This window comes from Streptomyces sp. MAI_2237 (assembly GCF_054189285.1).
On sequence record NZ_JAJPGQ010000003.1, the window covers coordinates 1693745 to 1710873 of the forward strand.

Annotated in this window: 13 protein-coding genes and 1 pseudogene; 9 read left to right on the forward strand and 5 right to left on the reverse strand. The window is 71.6% G+C overall.

All coding sequences use genetic code 11. The annotated features are described in order from the left end of the window. Positions 1-15: 15 nt before the first annotated feature. A complete protein-coding gene (locus LN251_RS18240) occupies positions 16-825 on the reverse strand; it encodes a L,D-transpeptidase family protein (protein ID WP_458245333.1) in 810 nt (269 codons plus the stop codon). Positions 826-1058: 233 nt separating this feature from the next. On the opposite strand from LN251_RS18240, the gene LN251_RS18245 reads away from it, so the two are divergent. Together LN251_RS18245 and leuE are read left to right on the forward strand one after the other, a co-directional pair. Then, entirely contained in the window at positions 1059-2639 is a 1581-nt protein-coding gene (locus LN251_RS18245; RefSeq protein ID WP_458245334.1) for an acyl-CoA mutase large subunit family protein, read from the forward strand. Between the two features lie 30 nt (positions 2640-2669). Next, complete coding sequence (gene leuE / locus LN251_RS18250) at positions 2670-3317, forward strand: leucine efflux protein LeuE (protein WP_458245335.1); 648 nt, start codon at positions 2670-2672, stop codon at positions 3315-3317. A gap of 4 nt (positions 3318-3321) precedes the next feature. Here the strand turns inward: leuE and LN251_RS18255 are convergent, their stop codons facing one another. Next, positions 3322-4734, reverse strand: a complete 1413-nt coding sequence (locus LN251_RS18255) for an FAD-dependent oxidoreductase (RefSeq protein ID WP_458245336.1) — start codon at positions 4732-4734, stop codon at positions 3322-3324. A 71-nt stretch (positions 4735-4805) separates the two neighbouring features. Here LN251_RS18255 and LN251_RS18260 point away from each other — a divergent pair, with 71 nt between their 5' ends. Next, complete coding sequence (locus LN251_RS18260; protein ID WP_458245337.1) at positions 4806-5462, forward strand: TetR/AcrR family transcriptional regulator; 657 nt, start codon at positions 4806-4808, stop codon at positions 5460-5462. Between the two features lie 85 nt (positions 5463-5547). Here LN251_RS18260 and LN251_RS18265 read toward each other — a convergent pair whose 3' ends face one another. Together LN251_RS18265 and LN251_RS18270 are read right to left on the reverse strand one after the other, a co-directional pair. Continuing rightward, on the reverse strand, positions 5548-6879 hold the full coding sequence (locus LN251_RS18265; RefSeq protein WP_458245338.1) for an alpha-2,8-polysialyltransferase family protein: 1332 nt from the start codon (positions 6877-6879) through the stop codon (positions 5548-5550). Beyond that, positions 6879-7865 carry a glycosyltransferase family 2 protein gene (locus LN251_RS18270; protein ID WP_458245339.1) on the reverse strand — a complete coding sequence of 329 codons (987 nt, stop codon included), beginning with the start codon at positions 7863-7865 and terminating at the stop codon, positions 6879-6881. The genes LN251_RS18265 and LN251_RS18270 overlap by 1 nt, the downstream gene beginning before the upstream one ends. A 198-nt stretch (positions 7866-8063) precedes the next feature. On the opposite strand from LN251_RS18270, the gene LN251_RS18275 reads away from it, so the two are divergent. The 4 genes from LN251_RS18275 to LN251_RS18290 all read left to right on the forward strand — a co-directional run bounded on the left by LN251_RS18275 (position 8064) and on the right by LN251_RS18290 (position 12954). Beyond that, on the forward strand, positions 8064-9410 hold the full coding sequence (locus LN251_RS18275; RefSeq protein ID WP_458245340.1) for a DUF6716 putative glycosyltransferase: 1347 nt from the start codon (positions 8064-8066) through the stop codon (positions 9408-9410). A gap of 125 nt (positions 9411-9535) precedes the next feature. Then, positions 9536-10801 (forward strand): cytidylyltransferase domain-containing protein, encoded by a 1266-nt coding sequence (locus LN251_RS18280; protein WP_458245341.1) that lies wholly within the window; start codon positions 9536-9538, stop codon positions 10799-10801. A gap of 15 nt (positions 10802-10816) precedes the next feature. Next, positions 10817-11755 (forward strand): N-acetylneuraminate synthase family protein, encoded by a 939-nt coding sequence (locus tag LN251_RS18285; protein WP_458245342.1) that lies wholly within the window; start codon positions 10817-10819, stop codon positions 11753-11755. A gap of 131 nt (positions 11756-11886) precedes the next feature. Continuing rightward, entirely contained in the window at positions 11887-12954 is a 1068-nt protein-coding gene (locus LN251_RS18290; protein ID WP_458245343.1) for a hypothetical protein, read from the forward strand. Between the two features lie 576 nt (positions 12955-13530). Here LN251_RS18290 and LN251_RS18295 read toward each other — a convergent pair. Further along, positions 13531-14187: a class I SAM-dependent DNA methyltransferase gene (locus LN251_RS18295; protein WP_458246744.1), complete on the reverse strand. Its 657-nt coding sequence runs from the start codon at positions 14185-14187 to the stop codon at positions 13531-13533. A 337-nt stretch (positions 14188-14524) separates the two neighbouring features. Between LN251_RS18295 and LN251_RS18300 the strand changes: the two genes are divergently transcribed. Beyond that, a complete protein-coding gene (locus LN251_RS18300; RefSeq protein WP_458246745.1) occupies positions 14525-15742 on the forward strand; it encodes a M20 family metallopeptidase in 1218 nt (405 codons plus the stop codon). 292 nt (positions 15743-16034) lie between these two features. Continuing rightward, positions 16035-17091, forward strand: a pseudogene (locus LN251_RS18305) (BMP family lipoprotein). Positions 17092-17129: the final 38 nt, after the last annotated feature.

A 17129-nucleotide genomic window follows, 5' to 3' on the forward strand; every position in this document is an offset into this window, starting at 1 on the left:
CCGCACATCTTCCGCTCACCGGTGCACGACGACCTTGTCGCCGTCCCTCACCTGCGCGTACAGGCTCGCGATCGCCGCCTCGTCCCGGACGTTGACACAGCCGTGCGAGCCGCCCGCGTAACCGCGGGCCGCGAAGTCGTACGAGAAGTGCACCGCCTGGCCGCCGCTGAAGAACATCGCGTAGGGCATCGGGGAGTCGTACAGCGTCGAGAAGTGGTGGCGCGACTTCCAGTACACGTGGAAGACGCCCTCGCGGGTGGGCGTGCCGACGGCGCCGAAGCGGACCGACATCTCCGACACCGTGCGTCCGTCGATCATCCAGCGCAGGGTGCGGGTCGTCTTGTCGATGCACAGCACCCGCCCGGTCAGGCAGCGCGGGTCGGGCGGCCCGGCGGGCTGGCCGCCCATCAGGTACAGCTCCCATGTGCCCGGCTCGTGCGTCATCTTCTTCAGCCGCTGCCAGGTGACGGTGTCGGTCTCGCCGGTCTTCGGCAGCCCGCGCTTGCCCTGGAAGCCCTTGACCGCGGCCTCGGTGAGATCGTCGTACTGCCCGGTCGGCCCGTCGAAGAGCCAGTCGGCCTGTCGCAGCCGCGCCTGGAGCTCGCGGACGCCGTTCCCCGAGTCGCCGCGGGACCACAGGACACCGGCCCCCGCCCGGGACGGAGCCGCCGTGGTCGGCTTGTCGTCGGTCCTCACCGAGGGGGCGGTGCTGCCGGGCAGTTCGATGTGCACCGGCGAGTGCACCTTGCCGTCCTTGCCCTGCACGGTGCAGCCGACGGCCACCAGGGCCGCGAGCGCCGCCACCGCGGCCGCCGATCTCCCCATGCCCGTAGTACGCAACACGACCCCCGCCCGTCTCACTGTCGAGCCCGTATGTCACCTGAGATGCTGCCCGCGGGTGACGGGTCGCGAACGGCGCGGCATTGTTGTGACCGGGACCGCACGGAGGCTGTGAGTAAGGTCCCAGGGAACCCCCCTCCACCGGTCGCACGCGCCCCGCTACAGTCCGCAGGAGGGTCGGTCCGGTACTGGCGAGTAACAGCGGGAGGCATCACACCATGGCGCGCGAGTCGGAGTCCGGACTGCCCATCGAGCCGGTCTACGGGCCTCAGAGCCTGGAGGGCTGGGACCCCGCCGAGAAGCTGGGGGAGCCCGGCGGCTTCCCGTTCACGCGCGGCGTGTATCCCTCGATGTACACCGGCCGCCCCTGGACCATGCGCCAGTACGCGGGCTTCGGCACGGCGACGGAGTCCAACGCCCGCTACAAGCAGCTGATCGCCAACGGCACGATGGGTCTGTCGGTCGCCTTCGACCTGCCCACCCAGATGGGCCACGACTCCGACGCGCCGATCGCGCACGGCGAGGTCGGCAAGGTGGGCGTGGCGATCGACTCGGTCGACGACATGCGGGTGCTGTTCGGCGGGATCCCGCTGGACAAGGTCTCGACGTCGATGACGATCAACGCGCCCGCGTCGCTGCTGCTGCTCCTGTACCAACTGGTCGCGGAGGAGCAGGGCGTGCCGGCCGACAAGCTGACCGGCACGATCCAGAACGACGTGCTCAAGGAGTACATCGCGCGCGGCACGTACATCTTCCCGCCGAAGCCCTCGCTGCGGCTGATCGCCGACATCTTCAAGTACTGCAAGGCCGAGATCCCCAAGTGGAACACGATCTCGATCTCCGGCTACCACATGGCGGAGGCGGGCGCGTCCCCCGCACAGGAGATCGCCTTCACGCTCGCGGACGGCATCGAGTACGTCCGTACGGCGGTCGCGGCCGGGATGGACGTCGACGACTTCGCCCCGCGTCTGTCCTTCTTCTTCGTCGCTCGGACGACCATCCTCGAGGAGGTCGCCAAGTTCCGTGCGGCCCGGCGCATCTGGGCCCGGGTCATGCGCGAGGAGTTCGGCGCGAAGAACCCCAAGTCGCTGATGCTGCGCTTCCACACGCAGACGGCGGGGGTGCAGCTGACGGCCCAGCAGCCGGAGGTCAACCTGGTCCGCGTCGCGGTGCAGGGCCTGGCCGCCGTGCTCGGCGGTACGCAGTCGCTGCACACCAACTCCTTCGACGAGGCGATCGCCCTGCCGACGGACAAGTCCGCCCGCCTGGCGCTGCGCACCCAGCAGGTCCTGGCGTACGAGACGGACGTGACCGCGACGGTCGACCCCTTCGCCGGGTCCTACGTCATCGAGAAGATGACGGACGACGTCGAGGCCGCGGCCGTCGAGCTGATGCGGAAGGTCGAGGACCTCGGCGGCGCGGTCTCCGCCATCGAGCACGGCTTCCAGAAGTCCGAGATCGAGCGCAGCGCCTACCGCATCGCCCAGGAGACCGACTCCGGCGAGCGGGTGGTCGTCGGCGTCAACCGCTTCCAGCTCGACGCGGAGGAGCCGTACGAGCCCCTCCGCGTCGACCCGGCGATCGAGGCGCAGCAGGCCGAACGGCTGGCGAAGCTGCGCGCCGAGCGCGACCAGCAGGCGGTGGACACCGCGCTCGCGGCCCTGAAGAAGGCCGCCGAGGGCGAGGACAACGTCCTGTACCCGATGAAGGACGCCCTGAAGGCCCGCGCCACCGTCGGCGAGGTCTGCAACGCGCTGCGCGAGGTGTGGGGGACGTACGTCCCCAGCGACGCGTTCTGAGGGTCGGACCCGCGTGCGACACTCCTTCCCATGTTCGGTGTCATCGATCTCCCCACCTACCTGGCCGGTCTCGTCCTGATCGTCCTGCTGCCCGGTCCCAACTCGCTGTACGTGCTGTCCGTCGCCGCCCGGCGCGGGGTGCGCGCCGGGTACACCGCCGCGGCGGGCGTGTGGTGCGGGGACACCGTGCTGATGACCCTGTCCGCCGCCGGGGTGGCCTCGCTGCTGCAGGCCAACGCCCTGCTGTTCGGCATCGTGAAGTACGCCGGTGCCGGCTATCTGACGTGGCTCGCGGTCGGCATGATGCGGGCCGCGTGGGGGATGTGGCGCACGCGCAGGTCGCCCGTGCCGCAGGAGGACGAGCCGGCCGTCACCGACGAGCGGCCCTACCGCCGCGCCCTGGTCGTCAGCCTCTTCAACCCCAAGGCGATCCTGTTCTTCGTCGCCTTCTTCGTGCAGTTCGTCGACCCCGGGTACGCCTATCCGGCGCTGTCCTTCGTCGTCCTCGGCGCCTTCGCGCAGGTCGCCAGCTTCCTGTACCTCACCGCGCTGATATTCGGCGGCACGCGGCTCGCCGCCGCCTTCCGCCGCCGCAAGCGCCTGTCGGCGACGGCCACCTCGGCGGCGGGGATGCTGTTCCTCGGTTTCGCGGTGAAGCTGTCGCTGGCGAGCGCGTGACGCCTCACAGGCCGACGCGGGCGAGGTAGCCGGCCAGTCCGGCCGCCGTGTCGCCCGCCCAGCCGACGTACCCGTCCGGCCGCACCAGGAACAGGCCCCTGCCGTACGACGGCTGCTCCCCGCCCGCGGCCACCCGTACGGCCTCCGGCACCTCCGGCGCCGCCACCCCCACCGCGACCAGCGTCCAGTGCGGTCCGCGGAACGCGTCGTGCAGCCGCAGGCCGTCCAGCGTCCCGTCCGGCGCGCGGTCGCCCGCCCGCAGCGGGGTCCCGGCCGGGCGCGTGTCCTGCGCGAGGCTCGACTCCCGGTAGCCCAGGCCCAGTTGGACCGTCGCGGCGCCGCGCCGCACCTCGCCGCGGTGGACGCCGGCCGTGAGCCCCAGCATGTCCGCCGCGATCGGGCGCCGTTCCTCCTCGTAGGTGTCGAGCAGGGCGGCCGGGGCGCTCCCGGCGAGCACCGCGCCCAGCTTCCAGCCGAGGTTGTAGGCGTCCTGGACGCTGGTGTTCAGGCCCTGGCCGCCGGCGGGGGTGTGGACGTGGGCCGCGTCCCCGGCGAGGAAGACCCTGCCCTGCCGGAAGCGGTCCGCAAGGGCCATCCTGGGGCGGAAGTCCGAGGCCCAGTGCACCTCGGTGATGTCCTCGGGCGCGAGGTGCGAGCGGGCGGCGGCGACCTTGCGGACGCCTTCCACGGAGACGTCGACCGCCGTCCCCTCCGGGAGCCGGGCGGCCAGCTGGAACTCCTCGGTGCCCGCGAGCGGGCAGATCGCCAGGAAGCCGTCGTCGCCGTCCCCGGCCGGCGGGAACATGTGCCAGTGGTCGCGGTCCAGACCGCTGACGGTGACGTCCGCGACGAGGGCCGGGTTCGGGTCGACCGTCTCGCCGGTCATCTCCACGCCGAGCGCCCGCCGGACGGCCGAGCGGCCGCCGTCGGCGGCGACCGCGTACCGGGCGCGCACCTCCGGGCCGGCGGCGAAGCGCACGGTCAAGCCGTCCTCGTCCTGGTCGAGGCCGACGGCCTCCCGGCCGAACTCCACCCGGCCGCCCAGCTCCTCCAGCCGCGCGAACAGGATCTCCTGCGTCCGCCACTGCGGCACCATCCACGGCTGGGTGAACGCCGAGTCCGCGGTGGCCTCCTGCACCTCCTGCGGGTCGAACATCCTGTGCTCGCCGACCCGTTCGCCGTCGCGCCAGATCATGCCCACCGGGTAGGGGCCGCCGGCCACGAGGATCGCCTCCAGCACCCCCAGGTCCTCCAGGACCTCCATCGTGCGCGGCTGGAGGCCCTTGCCGCGCGAGCCCGGGAAGAGCCCGTCCGCCTTCTCCACGACCAGCGCGTCCACGCCCCGGCGCGCGAGGTCCACACCGAGCGCGAGCCCGGTCGGGCCCGCGCCCACGATCACCACGTCCGTCGTCCGCATCAGCCATCTCCTTAACGCTGTTAAGTGCCGTCGGGCACGAGCGTGCCCTTAACGCTGTTAAGCTGTCAAGTGTGAGTACGGAGAAACGCGCGCCCCTCGACCGCGAGCGGGTCGCCGACACCGCCCTGCGACTGCTGAACGAGGTCGGCCTGGAGGGCCTGTCCCTGCGGGCCATCGCCAAGGAGCTCGACGTCAAGGCGCCCGCCCTGTACTGGCACTTCAAGGACAAGCAGGCCCTGCTCGACGAGATGGCGACGCTGATGTACCGCCGGATGGTCGCCGACACCGCCCTCGATCCGGGCGACACCTGGCAGGAGCGCATGCTGAAGGCCAACCGCGGCCTGCGTGCCGCGCTGCTCGGCTACCGGGACGGGGCGAAGGTGTACAGCGGCTCACGCTTCACCGGCACCGACCACGCCCGCGAGATGGAGGAGAACCTGCGCCTCTTCACGGCCGCGGGGTTCGGCCTCTCCGAGGCCGTGCGGGCCACCGCGACGGCGTACGCGTACACCATCGGCTTCGTCACCGAGGAACAGGGCGTGCGGCCGCTTCCCGGCGAGCGCCGCGAGGGCTACGACGTCGGCGAACGGGCCCGGCTGCTGGCCGACTTCCCGCTGTCGGCCGCGGCGGGCACGGAGATCTTCGAGGACTACGACCGCCATTTCGAGGAGGGCCTGGCCCTGATCGTCGCCGGAGTCGAGAGCCGGCACGCTCGGCGCGCCCCCTAGGGGCGCGGGGAACCGCGCGACCGGCCACGATGGCGCCGCACCCGAACGACTGCCATCGTGGCGTGCCCTCGAAGCACCGGAGTGCTCAGCGCCCCACGGCCTTCTTCAGCGCCCGTGCCCGCCGCACCACCCGCCGCGCCGTGGAGTTGCGCGGGATGAAGGCGAGGCGCTCCGGAATCCCGCCCGGCAGACCCAGCGAGGTGAGCCGCCGCCGCCGGAAGTACCGCTTCGTCCGCGGGGTCAGGTGCTGGGAGAGGTACCGTTCCGCCCGCGGCCGCAGGCTCGGGTGGATCTGCGACTGCATGGTGTAGCTGAGCGCGTCGAGCAGACCGTCCAGGCTGCCCGCGTCGACCGGCGCCTCGCCCTTGCGCCCCTCCAGGTCCGGAATCAGCGCGTCGGCCAGCACGACCGGCACCCGGTTGCTGTTCTGGAACGGCGTGAGACGGTCCAGCAGCATCTCGGTGCCCACGCGGGCGACCGTCAGACCGTAGAACGCGGACGCCGTGAACAGCGCCGTGGAGAAGCAGCCGACGACCAGGGCGGGCGGGGCCTTCTCGAACAGCACCTCGGCGAGGACGGGCACGTCGAGGACGGTGAGGTCGACGCCCAGCTGCGCGGCCTCGGCCTCCAGGGCACGGCTGTAGCGGGCCGGCGCGGTGGGGTGCGGCTTGAAGACGATCGCCCGGTGCCCGCGCTCGACCGCCCCGCGCATCATCCGCACGTGCAGGTCCTCCTCCTCCTCGGGGGAGAGGATGCCCAGCGCGGACAGGTACTGGCCCAGCAGCAGCGCCGATTCGCCGGGCGGCACCGGCAGGTCCGTGACGGACGCGGTGAGTTCGCCCAGCACCTTCAGGAACGCCTCGGTCGGCACGACCTCCGCGGGCACGTCGAACTCGGTCAGCAGGCGCGGGGTGAGGCCCGGCACCAGGTCCAGGTGGAGCAGTCGGCGCACCCGCGTGCCGACCAGCGGGTCGATCTTGTTGCGGGTGGGGCCGTAGCTCATCAGACCGTCGGCGTACACGTGCACCGGGGCGTCGGTGAACAGCTGGGCCACCGTCAGGGCCGGGGCGACCTGGATGGACTCCAGCACCAGCTCCACCCGGTCGTCGCCGAGGCCCCACAGCAGGCGCAGATAGCGCTCGAAGAGCGGCACGTCGTCCGCGCGGGGCACCCAGGCGCCGGGGTGGAAGGGGCTGATGGCCTCGTTCCAGGACAGCACCTCGTCGAAGTGCGCGCGCAGCGGCTCGAAGCCCGGCATCTCGTCGACCGGCGGCGTCGTCTCCGGGGTCGCCGAGTTGTTGAAGACCAGCAGCAGGCTGCGGTCCTCGTCGTCGAAGCAGTCGGAGTCGATCGCGGCGGCCAGGGTGGCGGCGCCGTAGAGCGTCGAGACGCAGTAGATACGGGTGGTACGGGGCATCAGGCAGCCGCCTTCGCTGTCGTGATCCGGCGCCGCAGCCGCCGCAACTTGGAGGAGCGGTGCATGTCCATCGTCTCGAGCACGTCGCCGAGCATGTCCTGCGGCAGGCGCTGGATGGCGGCCGCGCTCCTCGCCCGCAGCTGCCGGTACACCGACGGCTCCCACTTCTCCTCGTCCGAGACGTGGTGGGCGATGATCGCGCAGTAGGTGCGCACGGCCTTCGGCAGCAGCCGGTCGGCGTCCGGGTCCTGCCGCGTCTCCTCGATGACCTGGTCGAAGGCGCGGATGAAGTCCAGCTGGCGGACGTCGCCGATCTGGGTCAGCGAGGAGGCGACCCCGCGCCGGTAGAACACGCCGAGCAGGCTCACCACGGCGAACGACTCGGCCTCGCGGTGCAGTTTCCAGATCCAGGGCCGGTCCTCGGCGGTGCGCAGCCCGTCCGTGAAGTGCAGCAGGCCCTTGTCGAGCAGCCGGCGGTGGTAGGCGCCCGCCCAGGCGAAGGCGTAGTCCACCGACGTGGAGCGGTCGGCCGGCAGGATCGCCTCGCGCGGGTCGAACACCTCCCAGCGGCGTCCGATCGGGACCCGGCTGATCGACCGCGCGCGGGCGGTCGCCTGCACATGGTCGGTGCGCACGAAGTCGCAGCCCAACTCCTCTATCGCGGACACCAGTCGGCTGAAGTAGCCGGGTGCCAGCCAGTCGTCGCCGTCCAGGAACGTGAGGTACTCGCCCTGGGCGGCGTCCAGTCCGGTGTTGCGGGCGGTGGCAAGACCACCGTTCTTCTCATGGCGGATATAACGCACCTGCGCGACCTCGGAAAGCTCCTCGGCCGCCCGCTCGAGAATGGCCGGAGTTTCGTCCTTCGAATGGTCGTCGACCAGTACGAACTCGAAATCCGGCCGGGCGTTCAAACGCAGGCTTCTCAGGGTGTCGGGGGCGTATTGCTGCACGTTGTAGAACGGCACGATCACGGAAAGCTTGGGCACGTCCGGAAGCCTAGGAGTCGGCCCGACAGGTCAACTTTCCGGTGTCTTTACACTGGGTGAACTCGATGTGTCGGATCGGTGCACCGCCTGTACTTCGGGCGAATCCGCGGGCCAGTTCGGCTCTCGGCGGGATGTTGTTAACTTTCTGGCCAGATGAGGTTGGCGCATACCTAGGAATTGCTTCCTAGCGTCTTCGACGTGCCATCAAGTACCTCGAAGCCCACGCGAATCGCCGTGCTCGCGGACTCCGACACCCGCTGGAAATGGGGTGCGTTGACCGCGGCCCGTATCGCCCCGGGCCCGTCCATGGAAGCCGCCGAGCGCGAGGACGCGCAAGTCGGCTTCGAGCTGAGCGGTTTCCTGCTGCGCGGGCGGGCCACCCCGACCGCGCGCCAGCTGGCGGAGGTCGGCGTCACGGCCGACTCCCTCCGGGAGGTCACGTCCGTCGAGTTCCTGCGCGCCATGGCGGAGGAGGAGTACGACGTCCTCGTCCTCGCCCTCGTGGGCGGCGGCGTGCAGGCGATGCTGCACGGCCTCAAGCAGGCCTGGGAAGGCCGCCCTTCGCGTCCCGTGGTCGTCACCGGGTATGTGGGCGTAGTCTACGAGAAGCTCGCCGACGGCCTGCTGCTGCGGCACGGCGCGGACCTCGTCCTCGCCAACTCCCGCCAGGACGCGGAGCGTTTCCGGGCCGTGTACGAGGGGGTCGGCGCCGACGCCTCGTCGGTGACCGAGGTGGCACTGCCGTTCCTGGGCGGCGAGACCTACACCGGCGAACACGACCCTTACACCGTGGTGTTCGCGGTCCAGCCGTCCGTCCCGGACAACCGCAGGGACCGCGTCCACCTCCTCGACCGGCTGATCCGGCACGCCCGGCTGCACCCCGAGCGCGAGGTACTGCTCAAGCTGCGCTCCCGGCCGGGCGAACACACCACGCACATCGAGGAGTTGCCGTACCAGAAGCTGGTCCAGCGGCTCGAACCGCCGGCCAACTTCCGCCTCGTGTACGGGAACATGGGCGAGGTCCTGGACCGCACCGACCTGCTGGTCACCATCAGCTCGACGGCCGCCCTGGAGTCCCTGCACCGGCGCATCCCGACGGTCGTCCTGACCGACCTCGGCATCCGCGAGGTGCTCGGCAACCACCACTTCGTCGGCTCCGGCTGCCTCGCCTCCTGGGACCAGCTCGACGCCGGGCACCGGCCGGTGCCGGACGAGGAGTGGGTGGCCCGGCAGGGCGTCGCCGCGGACGGCACGTACGCCACCGCCTTCGACGCGGCGCGCGAACGCATCGCCGAACTCCTGGCGAAGCCGGGCGGGTTGGGGCCACTCGCCCCGTACTACACGCCGACGACCGCCCCCGGTTACCTGCCCGGGATCCTCGCCCGCCACCACCTCGGCCCCGACGGTGCTCCGCTGCCCGGGGCTCCCGCCCACGACAAGGAGCCCGGCCCGGTCCGGCAGATCGTGCGGCGGGCCGCGCGGGGGGCCTATCGGCACGGGGTGCAGCGGGTGGCGCCGGTCATCCGGCGGATGGGGGAGTTGTGAGCATCGACTCCGGCCGTCTTGCGGGTGCGGCTCCGTCGGGGTTGATCGCGCAGTTCCCCGCGCCCCTACAGGGCGGCTCCGCCGCCCTCCACATCTCAGCGAACCCTGCTCAAGGAGTTCAGCCCATGTCCAATCCGCAATCGGGCCAAGGCGCTTCGGTGCGCCGGGTGCTCGCGGTGATCCCCGCGCGCGGCGGCTCCAAGGGTGTGCCCGCGAAGAACCTCGCCCCCGTCGGCGGTGTGCCGCTGGTGTCGCGGGCCGTGCGCGAGTGCCGGGCGACCCGTCTGGTGACCGACGTCGTCGTCTCCACCGACGACCACGCCATCGCCGCAGCGGCCCGCGAGGCCGGCGCCGAGGTCGTGCTGCGCCCCGCGGCCATCGCCGGGGACACCGCCACCTCCGAGGCCGCCGTCCTGCACGCCATGGACGCCCACGAGGCCCTGCACGGAGCGGCCGTCGACGTGGTGCTGCTCGTGCAGTGCACCAGCCCGTTCATCGCCCGCGAGGACATCGACGGGGTGGCCGGCGCGGTCGCGGAGAACGGCGCGGACACGGCCGTTACCGTCGCCCCCTTCCACGGCTTCATCTGGCGCGACGCCGAGGACGAGATCGCCCCCGGCACCGTCACCGAGGCCGACGCGGCCACCGGCGGCGGCTTCGGCGTCAACCACGACAAGTCCTACCGCCCGCGCCGCCAGGACCGCCCGCAGGACCTGCTGGAGACCGGCGCCGCCTACGCCATGCACGCGGCCGGCTTCCGCAAGCACCAGCACCGCTTCTTCGGCCGCACCGAGATGGTGCGCACCGACCCCGCCCGCGTGCTGGAGATCGACGACCCGCACGACCTCGCCCGCGCCCGCGCGCTGGCCCCCCTCTTCGACGCGGACCGCCCCGGTTCGCTGCCGACCGCCGACGACATCGACGCGGTCGTACTGGACTTCGACGGCACCCAGACCGACGACCGGGTGCTGATCGACGCCGATGGAAGGGAGTTCGTCTCCGTGCACCGCGGGGACGGGCTCGGCATCGCCGCGCTGCGCAAGAGCGGCCTGGGCATGCTGATCCTCTCCACGGAGCAGAACCCGGTCGTCGCCGCCCGGGCCCGGAAGCTCAAGATCCCGGTCCTGCACGGCATCGACCGGAAGGACCTCGCACTCAAGCAGTGGTGCGAGGAGCAGGGCATCGCGCCCGAGCGCGTGCTCTACGTCGGCAACGACGTCAACGACCTCCCGTGCTTCGCCCTCGTGGGCTGGCCCGTGGCGGTCGCGAGCGCCCACGACGTGGTACGCGGCGCCGCCCGTGCGGTCACCACCGTCCCCGGTGGCGACGGCGCGATCCGAGAGATCGCCAGCTGGATCCTCGGCCCCTCTCTCGACTCCCTCGACAAGTAAGGAAAGTTCACTGCCATGAGCACCTACTCCCGCCTGCGCCAGTTCGGTTCCCGCGAGGTCGGCCCCGGCCGCCCGGTCTACATCTGCGGCGAGATCGGCATCAACCACAACGGCGAGCTGGAGAACGCCTTCAAGCTGATCGACGTCGCCGCCGCGGCCGGCTGCGACGCCGTGAAGTTCCAGAAGCGCACCCCCGAGATCTGCACCCCGCGCGACCAGTGGGACATCGAGCGCGACACCCCCTGGGGCCGGATGACCTACATCGACTACCGCCACCGCGTGGAGTTCGGCGAGGACGAGTACCGCCAGATCGACGAGTACTGCAAGGAGAAGGGGATCGACTGGTTCGCTTCCCCGTGGGACACCGAGGCCGTCGCCTTCCTGGAGAAGTTCGACGTCCCCGCCCACAAGGTGGCCTCCGCCTCCCTGACCGACGACGAGCTGCTGCGCGCCCTGCGCTCCACCGGCCGCTCCGTCATCCTCTCCACCGGCATGTCGACGCCGAAGCAGATCCGCCACGCCGTCGAGGTCCTCGGCAGCGACAACATCCTGATGTGCCACGCCACCTCGACGTACCCGGCGAAGGCCGACGAGCTCAACCTCCGCGTCATCAACACGCTGGAGAAGGAGTTCCCGAACGTCCCGATCGGCTACTCCGGCCACGAGACCGGCCTGCAGACCACGCTGGCCGCGGTCGCCCTCGGCGCCGTCTTCGTCGAGCGCCACATCACCCTCGACCGCGCGATGTGGGGCTCCGACCAGGCCGCCTCCGTCGAGCCGCAGGGCCTGGAGCGCCTCGTCCGCGACATCCGCGTCATCGAGTCCTCCCTCGGCGACGGCGTCAAGAAGGTCTACGACTCCGAGCTCGGCCCGATGAAGAAGCTGCGCCGCGTCGCCGGCGTGGTCGCCGAGGCGGAGATCGCCGCGGCGGCGGGCGAGCCGGTCGCCGTCTGAGTTCCGAGCACACCGAGTCCGGGCGCCCCTAACGGGAGCGCTCGGACTCGCAGCGTCCGCGCGCGCCCCGCGCCCGCGCCCTCTGACGTCCAGCGCCTCATCAGCGCCCTACGACGGGACGGTCGTCGTCGATGAGCCCCCGCGCCGGGAAGACCGGCCCCCACACCCTCGCGTTCGTCGAGAGTCCGGTACAGCTCCTGAACGTGCTGGAGTGGGCGCACGCCCACGCGCCCGACGCGGAACTCGCCCTCGTCGTCCTGGCCCCGACCGACCCGATGACCCGCGGCCAGCTGCGCCGCATGGCCGAACTCGCCCGCGAGGAGGGCCACACCGTCCGCTGGGAGGAGGCCCGGGGCGGCCCCGCGGCCCCCTTCCAGACCGTCGGCGGCCTGACCGGCCTGCTGCGCCGCGCCCGACGGGTCGTCCTGGGCGACCCGTTCTCCCGCTACGTACAGCTCCTGCTGACCATCACCCGGGCCCGTCATCTGGTCGTCGTCGACGACGGCACGGCGACCATGGAGTTCGTCGCCCAGCTGGCCCGCGGCGAGCGGCTCGTGCGCTGGCACCGCAAGGGCGGCCGCCCCGGCGCCCGGGACCTGGTCTTCGCGCCGGTCTCCGCCCGGGCCCGGCGCCGCCTCACCCCCACCGCCGGGCGCCAGGTGGAGATCTTCTCCTCCATGCCGATGGACGAGACCCCGGCCGGCGTCACCGTCCACGCCCACGACTTCGCCTGGACCCGCTTCCGCTTCGGCCCGCCCCGGATCACCAAGGGCGCCGACATGGTGGGCACCTCGCTGGTGGAGACCGGCGTCGTCGACGACGGGCGCTACCTGGACGCCGTCCGCACCCTGGCCAAGGCCCACGGCGCCACCCGCTACTTCGCCCACCGCCGCGAGAGCACCGAGAAGCTGCACCGGCTCGCGGTCGAGACGGGCCTGGAGATAGTCCGGCCCGACCTCCCGCTGGAGCTGATCGCCCGGCGTGGCCCGATCGGCCGTACGATCCTCAGTTTTCCCTCGACCGTCGTCCACACTCTTCCCCTGGCCCTGGCCGGCACCGAGGTCCGCGTCGCAGTCTGCGACATCGACCCCGCCTGGCTCACCGAGCACGCCTCCCCCCGAGCCCAGGGCTTCCTGTCAGGCGTGACCGGCACCGCCCGCGACGTAACCCGCCTCCAGACCGTGACCGCGCTAGGCTGACTCTCCGGGCCGGGAGGCCGTGGGCCCGTGCTCAGCCGACTCTTCGGGCCGGGAGGCCGTAGGCCGCCGCTCGGCTGACTTTTCGTGCCGGCGGGCCGCGAGCCCCCGCTCGCTGACGCTCCGGGCAGGGAGGCCGTGGGCCCGTGCTCGGCTGACTCTTCGGGTTGGGAGGCCGTGGGCCCGTGCTCGGCTGACTCTTCGGGTCGGGAGGCCGTGGGCCCGTGCTCGGCCGAGTCTCCGGGTTGGGAGGCCGTGGGCCCGTGCTCGGCTGACTCTTCGGGTCGGGAGGCCGTGGGCCCGTGCTCGGCTGACTCTTCGGGTTGGGAGGTCGTGGGCCCGCGCTCGGCCGACTCTTCGGGCCGGTAGGCCACGAGCCCGCGCTCGGCCGAATCTCCGGGCCGCCAGGCCGTGGGCCCGCGCTCGGCTGACCCTCCGGGTTGGGAGGCCGTGGGCCCGTGCTCGGCGGAGTCTCCGGGCCGGCAGGCCACGAGCCCGCGCTCGGCCGAATCTCCGGGCCGCCAGGCCGTTAGCCCGCGCTCAGCCGATCCTCCGGGCCGGCAGGCCACGAGCCCGCGCTCAGCCGGCCTTCCGCGCCAGCAGGTACGCCCGCGGTCGCTTCTCCTCCTCCAGCGGCTCGCGCAGCACCCGTGCCTCCACCCGCAGCCCGGCCTTGACCAGCAGTTCCGCCACGCCGTCCGGCGCCCGGAAGTGGTAGTCGAGCGATATCTCCTGCCCGAACCGCTCCGTCAGCCGCATACGGTCGTCCTCCTCGCCGCTCTGGAAGCCAAGCAGGACGTGCCCGCCGGGCACCAGGACGCGGTGGAACTCGGCGAAGGCCGCCGGCAGGTGCTCGTCCGGCACGTGGATGATCGAGTAGAGGGCGAGCACCCCGCCCAGGGTCGCGTCCGGCAGGTCCAGCGAGGTCATCGACCCCACGTGGAAGCGCAGCCCGGGATGTGCCTCGCGGGCCAGCGCCACCATCCGGGGCGAGAGGTCCACCCCGAACACCGCGAGGCCGAGCGCGTGCAGCCGCGCGGTGACATGCCCCGGGCCGCTGCCGACGTCGGCGACGGGCGCCGCGCCGTTCGCCCGCACCAGCTCCGCGAAGGACGCCACCAGCGCTCTGTCCAGCGGCTTGTCGCCCAGCCAGTCGGCGAACCGCTCGGTGTACGGGCGGGCGATCGCGTCGTACGACGTCTGCGTGGCACGCAGGAAATCCGGGGTACCCGTCATCTGGGAAGTCACGGGGCGGACCCTACTCGGGCTCGTGGGACCGCCGGGTGAAACCGCCGGAAGGATCCGGCGACACCCCCTGGAACTCCATCGCCCCACCAGCGGCCCCGGGCAGTCTGCCGGTGGGGCGGCGGCCGTGCCGCACGGTCCGAAAGATGAAACAGAACCACCGGCGCGGGGCGGAGCGTGGTATCCGTAGAGAAAAGACAGGTCTACCCATCTCCACTCCCACCCATGCGTCGAGCGGCCGATTTTCTTCGCCTGACGGGCTGAAGTTTTGTAGATCGAGGGCGGTCGGCCCCCTCGGCGTCCTACCCTGCAGAGGGTGAAGCAACTGATGTCACCGGAGTCCGAAAACGATCTGCCCGGCGAAGCCCTGCCCGGCACGCTCCCCGAGGCGCTGCGTGCCGAACTCGTCGCCTTCCGCCGCGACCTGCACATGCACCCGGAGCTCGGCAACCAGGAGTTCCGCACCACCGCGGCGATCAAGGAGCGGCTGGAGCGGGCGGGCCTGAAGCCCCGGGTGCTCGCCGGGGGGACCGGGCTGGTCTGTGACATCGGGGAGTGGGACGGCGGCCGGCCCATGCTCGCCCTGCGCGCCGACATCGACGCGCTGCCCATCCCGGACACCAAGAGCGAGTGCGCCTACCGCTCCACCGTGCCCGACCGGGCGCACGCCTGCGGGCACGACGTGCACACCACCGTGGTGCTCGGCGCCGGCCTCGTCATGGCGGACCTGCACCGCCAGGGCAAGCTGCCGCGACCGGTGCGGCTGCTGTTCCAGCCGGCCGAGGAGGTGCTGCCCGGCGGCGCCGCCGACGCCATCGAGTACGGCGTCCTGGACGGGGTGGGCCGGATCCTCGCCGTGCACTGCGACCCCCGGGTCGACGCCGGGCGGATCGGCCTGCGGGAGGGCGCCATCACCTCCGCCTGCGACCGGCTGGAGGTCGCGCTCGACGGCCCCGGCGGTCACACCGCCCGCCCCCACCTGACCACCGACCTGGTCACCGCCGCCGCCCGCGTCGCCACCGACGTGCCCGCGCTGGTCGGCCGGCGCGTGGACAGCCGCAGCGGACTGGCCGTGACCTGGGGCCGTATCGAGTCCGGGCACGCCCCGAACGTCATCCCGCAGCACGCCGAGCTCTCCGGCACCGTGCGCTGCCTCGACCTGGACACCTGGCGGCAGGCCCCGGACCTCGTCGTCGCCGCCATCGACGAGGTCGCCAACCTGCACGGCGCCAAGTCGGAGATCAACTACGTCCGCGGCGTCCCGCCCGTCGTCAACGACCCGGACGTCACCGAGCTGCTGCGCGACGCCCAGACCGCCCGCCGCGGCGTTCTGTCCGTCGAGGGCACCGAGCAGAGCCTGGGCGGCGAGGACTTCTCCTGGTACCTGGAGCACGTCCCCGGCGCCATGGCCCGCCTCGGCGTCCGCCCGCCCGGCGAGCGCACGGTCCGTGACCTGCACCAGGGCGACTTCGACGTCGACGAGTCGGCGATCACGGTGGGCGTCGAGCTGTTCACCGCGGCGGCCCTGCTGGACGCGGCCCAGTGAGCTGAACTTCCCCGAACGGCCCTCCTCGGAGGGCCGTTCGGCCTTCCGGCGCAACACGGTTGTAAGCCAATCGTGCGCACATCGAAACCGGGGCGTGTGAGGTCCGCAGACCCCGAGTTCAGGCGCTGTTTGCCTCGAATCGATAACGGCTTAGGAAGGGGTGTTTTTCTGACATCTACGCGCGTTACGATGCCGCGAAGCCGACGCCGCAGGGGCGTCCGGGCCCGAGCACTGGCATGGTGCTCACATCAAGCGCCGACGAGGCGCTCAGGTCAGGTGAAGGAGCCTTCCCGTGCGCCGGGTAGCAAAGCTTTCCGCTGCGTGTATCGCGACCGCAGCTCTCGCACTGACTGCCACAGCCTGTGGCAGCACCTCCTCCGACAACAGCAGCTCGTCCTCGTCCTCCGGCGGCGGCGGCAAGGGCATCAAGATCGGCCTCGCGTACGACGTCGGCGGCCGTGGTGACCGCTCCTTCAACGACTCCGCCGCGCGCGGTGCCGACAAGGCCGAGAAGGAGTTCGGCGGTTCCATCAAGGAGCTGACCGCGAAGAACTCCGACACCGAGGCCGACCGTGAGCAGCGGCTGACCGACCTGGCGGACGCGGGCTACAACCCGATCGTCGCCGTCGGCTTCTCCTACGCCACGTCGGTGGACAAGGTCGCCGCGAAGTACCCGAAGGTCAGCTTCGGTCTGATCGACTCGGTCGCGACCGCCAAGAACGTCGACAGCATCACCTTCACCGAGGAGCAGGGTTCCTACCTCGCCGGTGTCGCCGCGGCGCTGAAGACCAAGAAGAACCACGTGGGCTTCATCGGCGGCGTCGACACCCCGCTGATCAAGAAGTTCGCCGCCGGTTACGTCCAGGGCGTCAAGGACACCAACGCCAAGGCGAAGGTCGACGTCCAGTACCTGACCCACGGTTCGGACCTGTCCGGCTTCTCCAGCCCCGACAAGGGCAAGGAGGGCCGCGTCCGGCATGCTCGACAACGGCGCCGACGTGATCTACACCGCCGCCGGCTCCTCCGGCAACGGCGCGATCGAGGCCGTCCACGGCGTCAAGGGCGCCTGGGCCATCGGCGTGGACTCGGACCAGTACAACATCCCGGGTCTGGCCGCGTACAAGACCTCGATCCTGACCTCCATGGTCAAGAACGTCGACGTCGGCGTGTACGACTTCATCAAGTCCGTGCACGACGGCAAGCCCCTGACGGGCAACCAGGTCTACTCCCTCGCCAAGGGCGGTGTCGGCCTGGCCACCAGCGGTGGCTACATCGACGACATCAAGTCCCAGCTGGACGCTGCCAAGAAGAAGATCGTCGACGGCACCGTCAAGGTCAAGACCAGCTGACCTGACGGTTCCCGCCTGACCCCCGGCTCGGCGAAGGG

What these genes read in the sequence shown, in the direction of transcription:
- LN251_RS18240 (WP_458245333.1), bottom strand. Translation starts at nt 825, where the DNA reads ATGGGGAGATCGGCGGCCGCGGTGGCGGCGCTCGCGGCCCTGGTGGCC.
- LN251_RS18245 (WP_458245334.1), top strand. Translation starts at nt 1,059, where the DNA reads ATGGCGCGCGAGTCGGAGTCCGGACTGCCCATCGAGCCGGTCTACGGG.
- leuE (WP_458245335.1), top strand. Translation starts at nt 2,670, where the DNA reads ATGTTCGGTGTCATCGATCTCCCCACCTACCTGGCCGGTCTCGTCCTG.
- LN251_RS18255 (WP_458245336.1), bottom strand. Translation starts at nt 4,734, where the DNA reads ATGCGGACGACGGACGTGGTGATCGTGGGCGCGGGCCCGACCGGGCTC.
- LN251_RS18265 (WP_458245338.1), bottom strand. Translation starts at nt 6,879, where the DNA reads ATGCCCCGTACCACCCGTATCTACTGCGTCTCGACGCTCTACGGCGCC.
- LN251_RS18280 (WP_458245341.1), top strand. Translation starts at nt 9,536, where the DNA reads ATGTCCAATCCGCAATCGGGCCAAGGCGCTTCGGTGCGCCGGGTGCTC.
- LN251_RS18285 (WP_458245342.1), top strand. Translation starts at nt 10,817, where the DNA reads ATGAGCACCTACTCCCGCCTGCGCCAGTTCGGTTCCCGCGAGGTCGGC.
- LN251_RS18290 (WP_458245343.1), top strand. Translation starts at nt 11,887, where the DNA reads ATGAGCCCCCGCGCCGGGAAGACCGGCCCCCACACCCTCGCGTTCGTC.
- LN251_RS18295 (WP_458246744.1), bottom strand. Translation starts at nt 14,187, where the DNA reads ATGACGGGTACCCCGGATTTCCTGCGTGCCACGCAGACGTCGTACGAC.
- LN251_RS18300 (WP_458246745.1), top strand. Translation starts at nt 14,525, where the DNA reads ATGTCACCGGAGTCCGAAAACGATCTGCCCGGCGAAGCCCTGCCCGGC.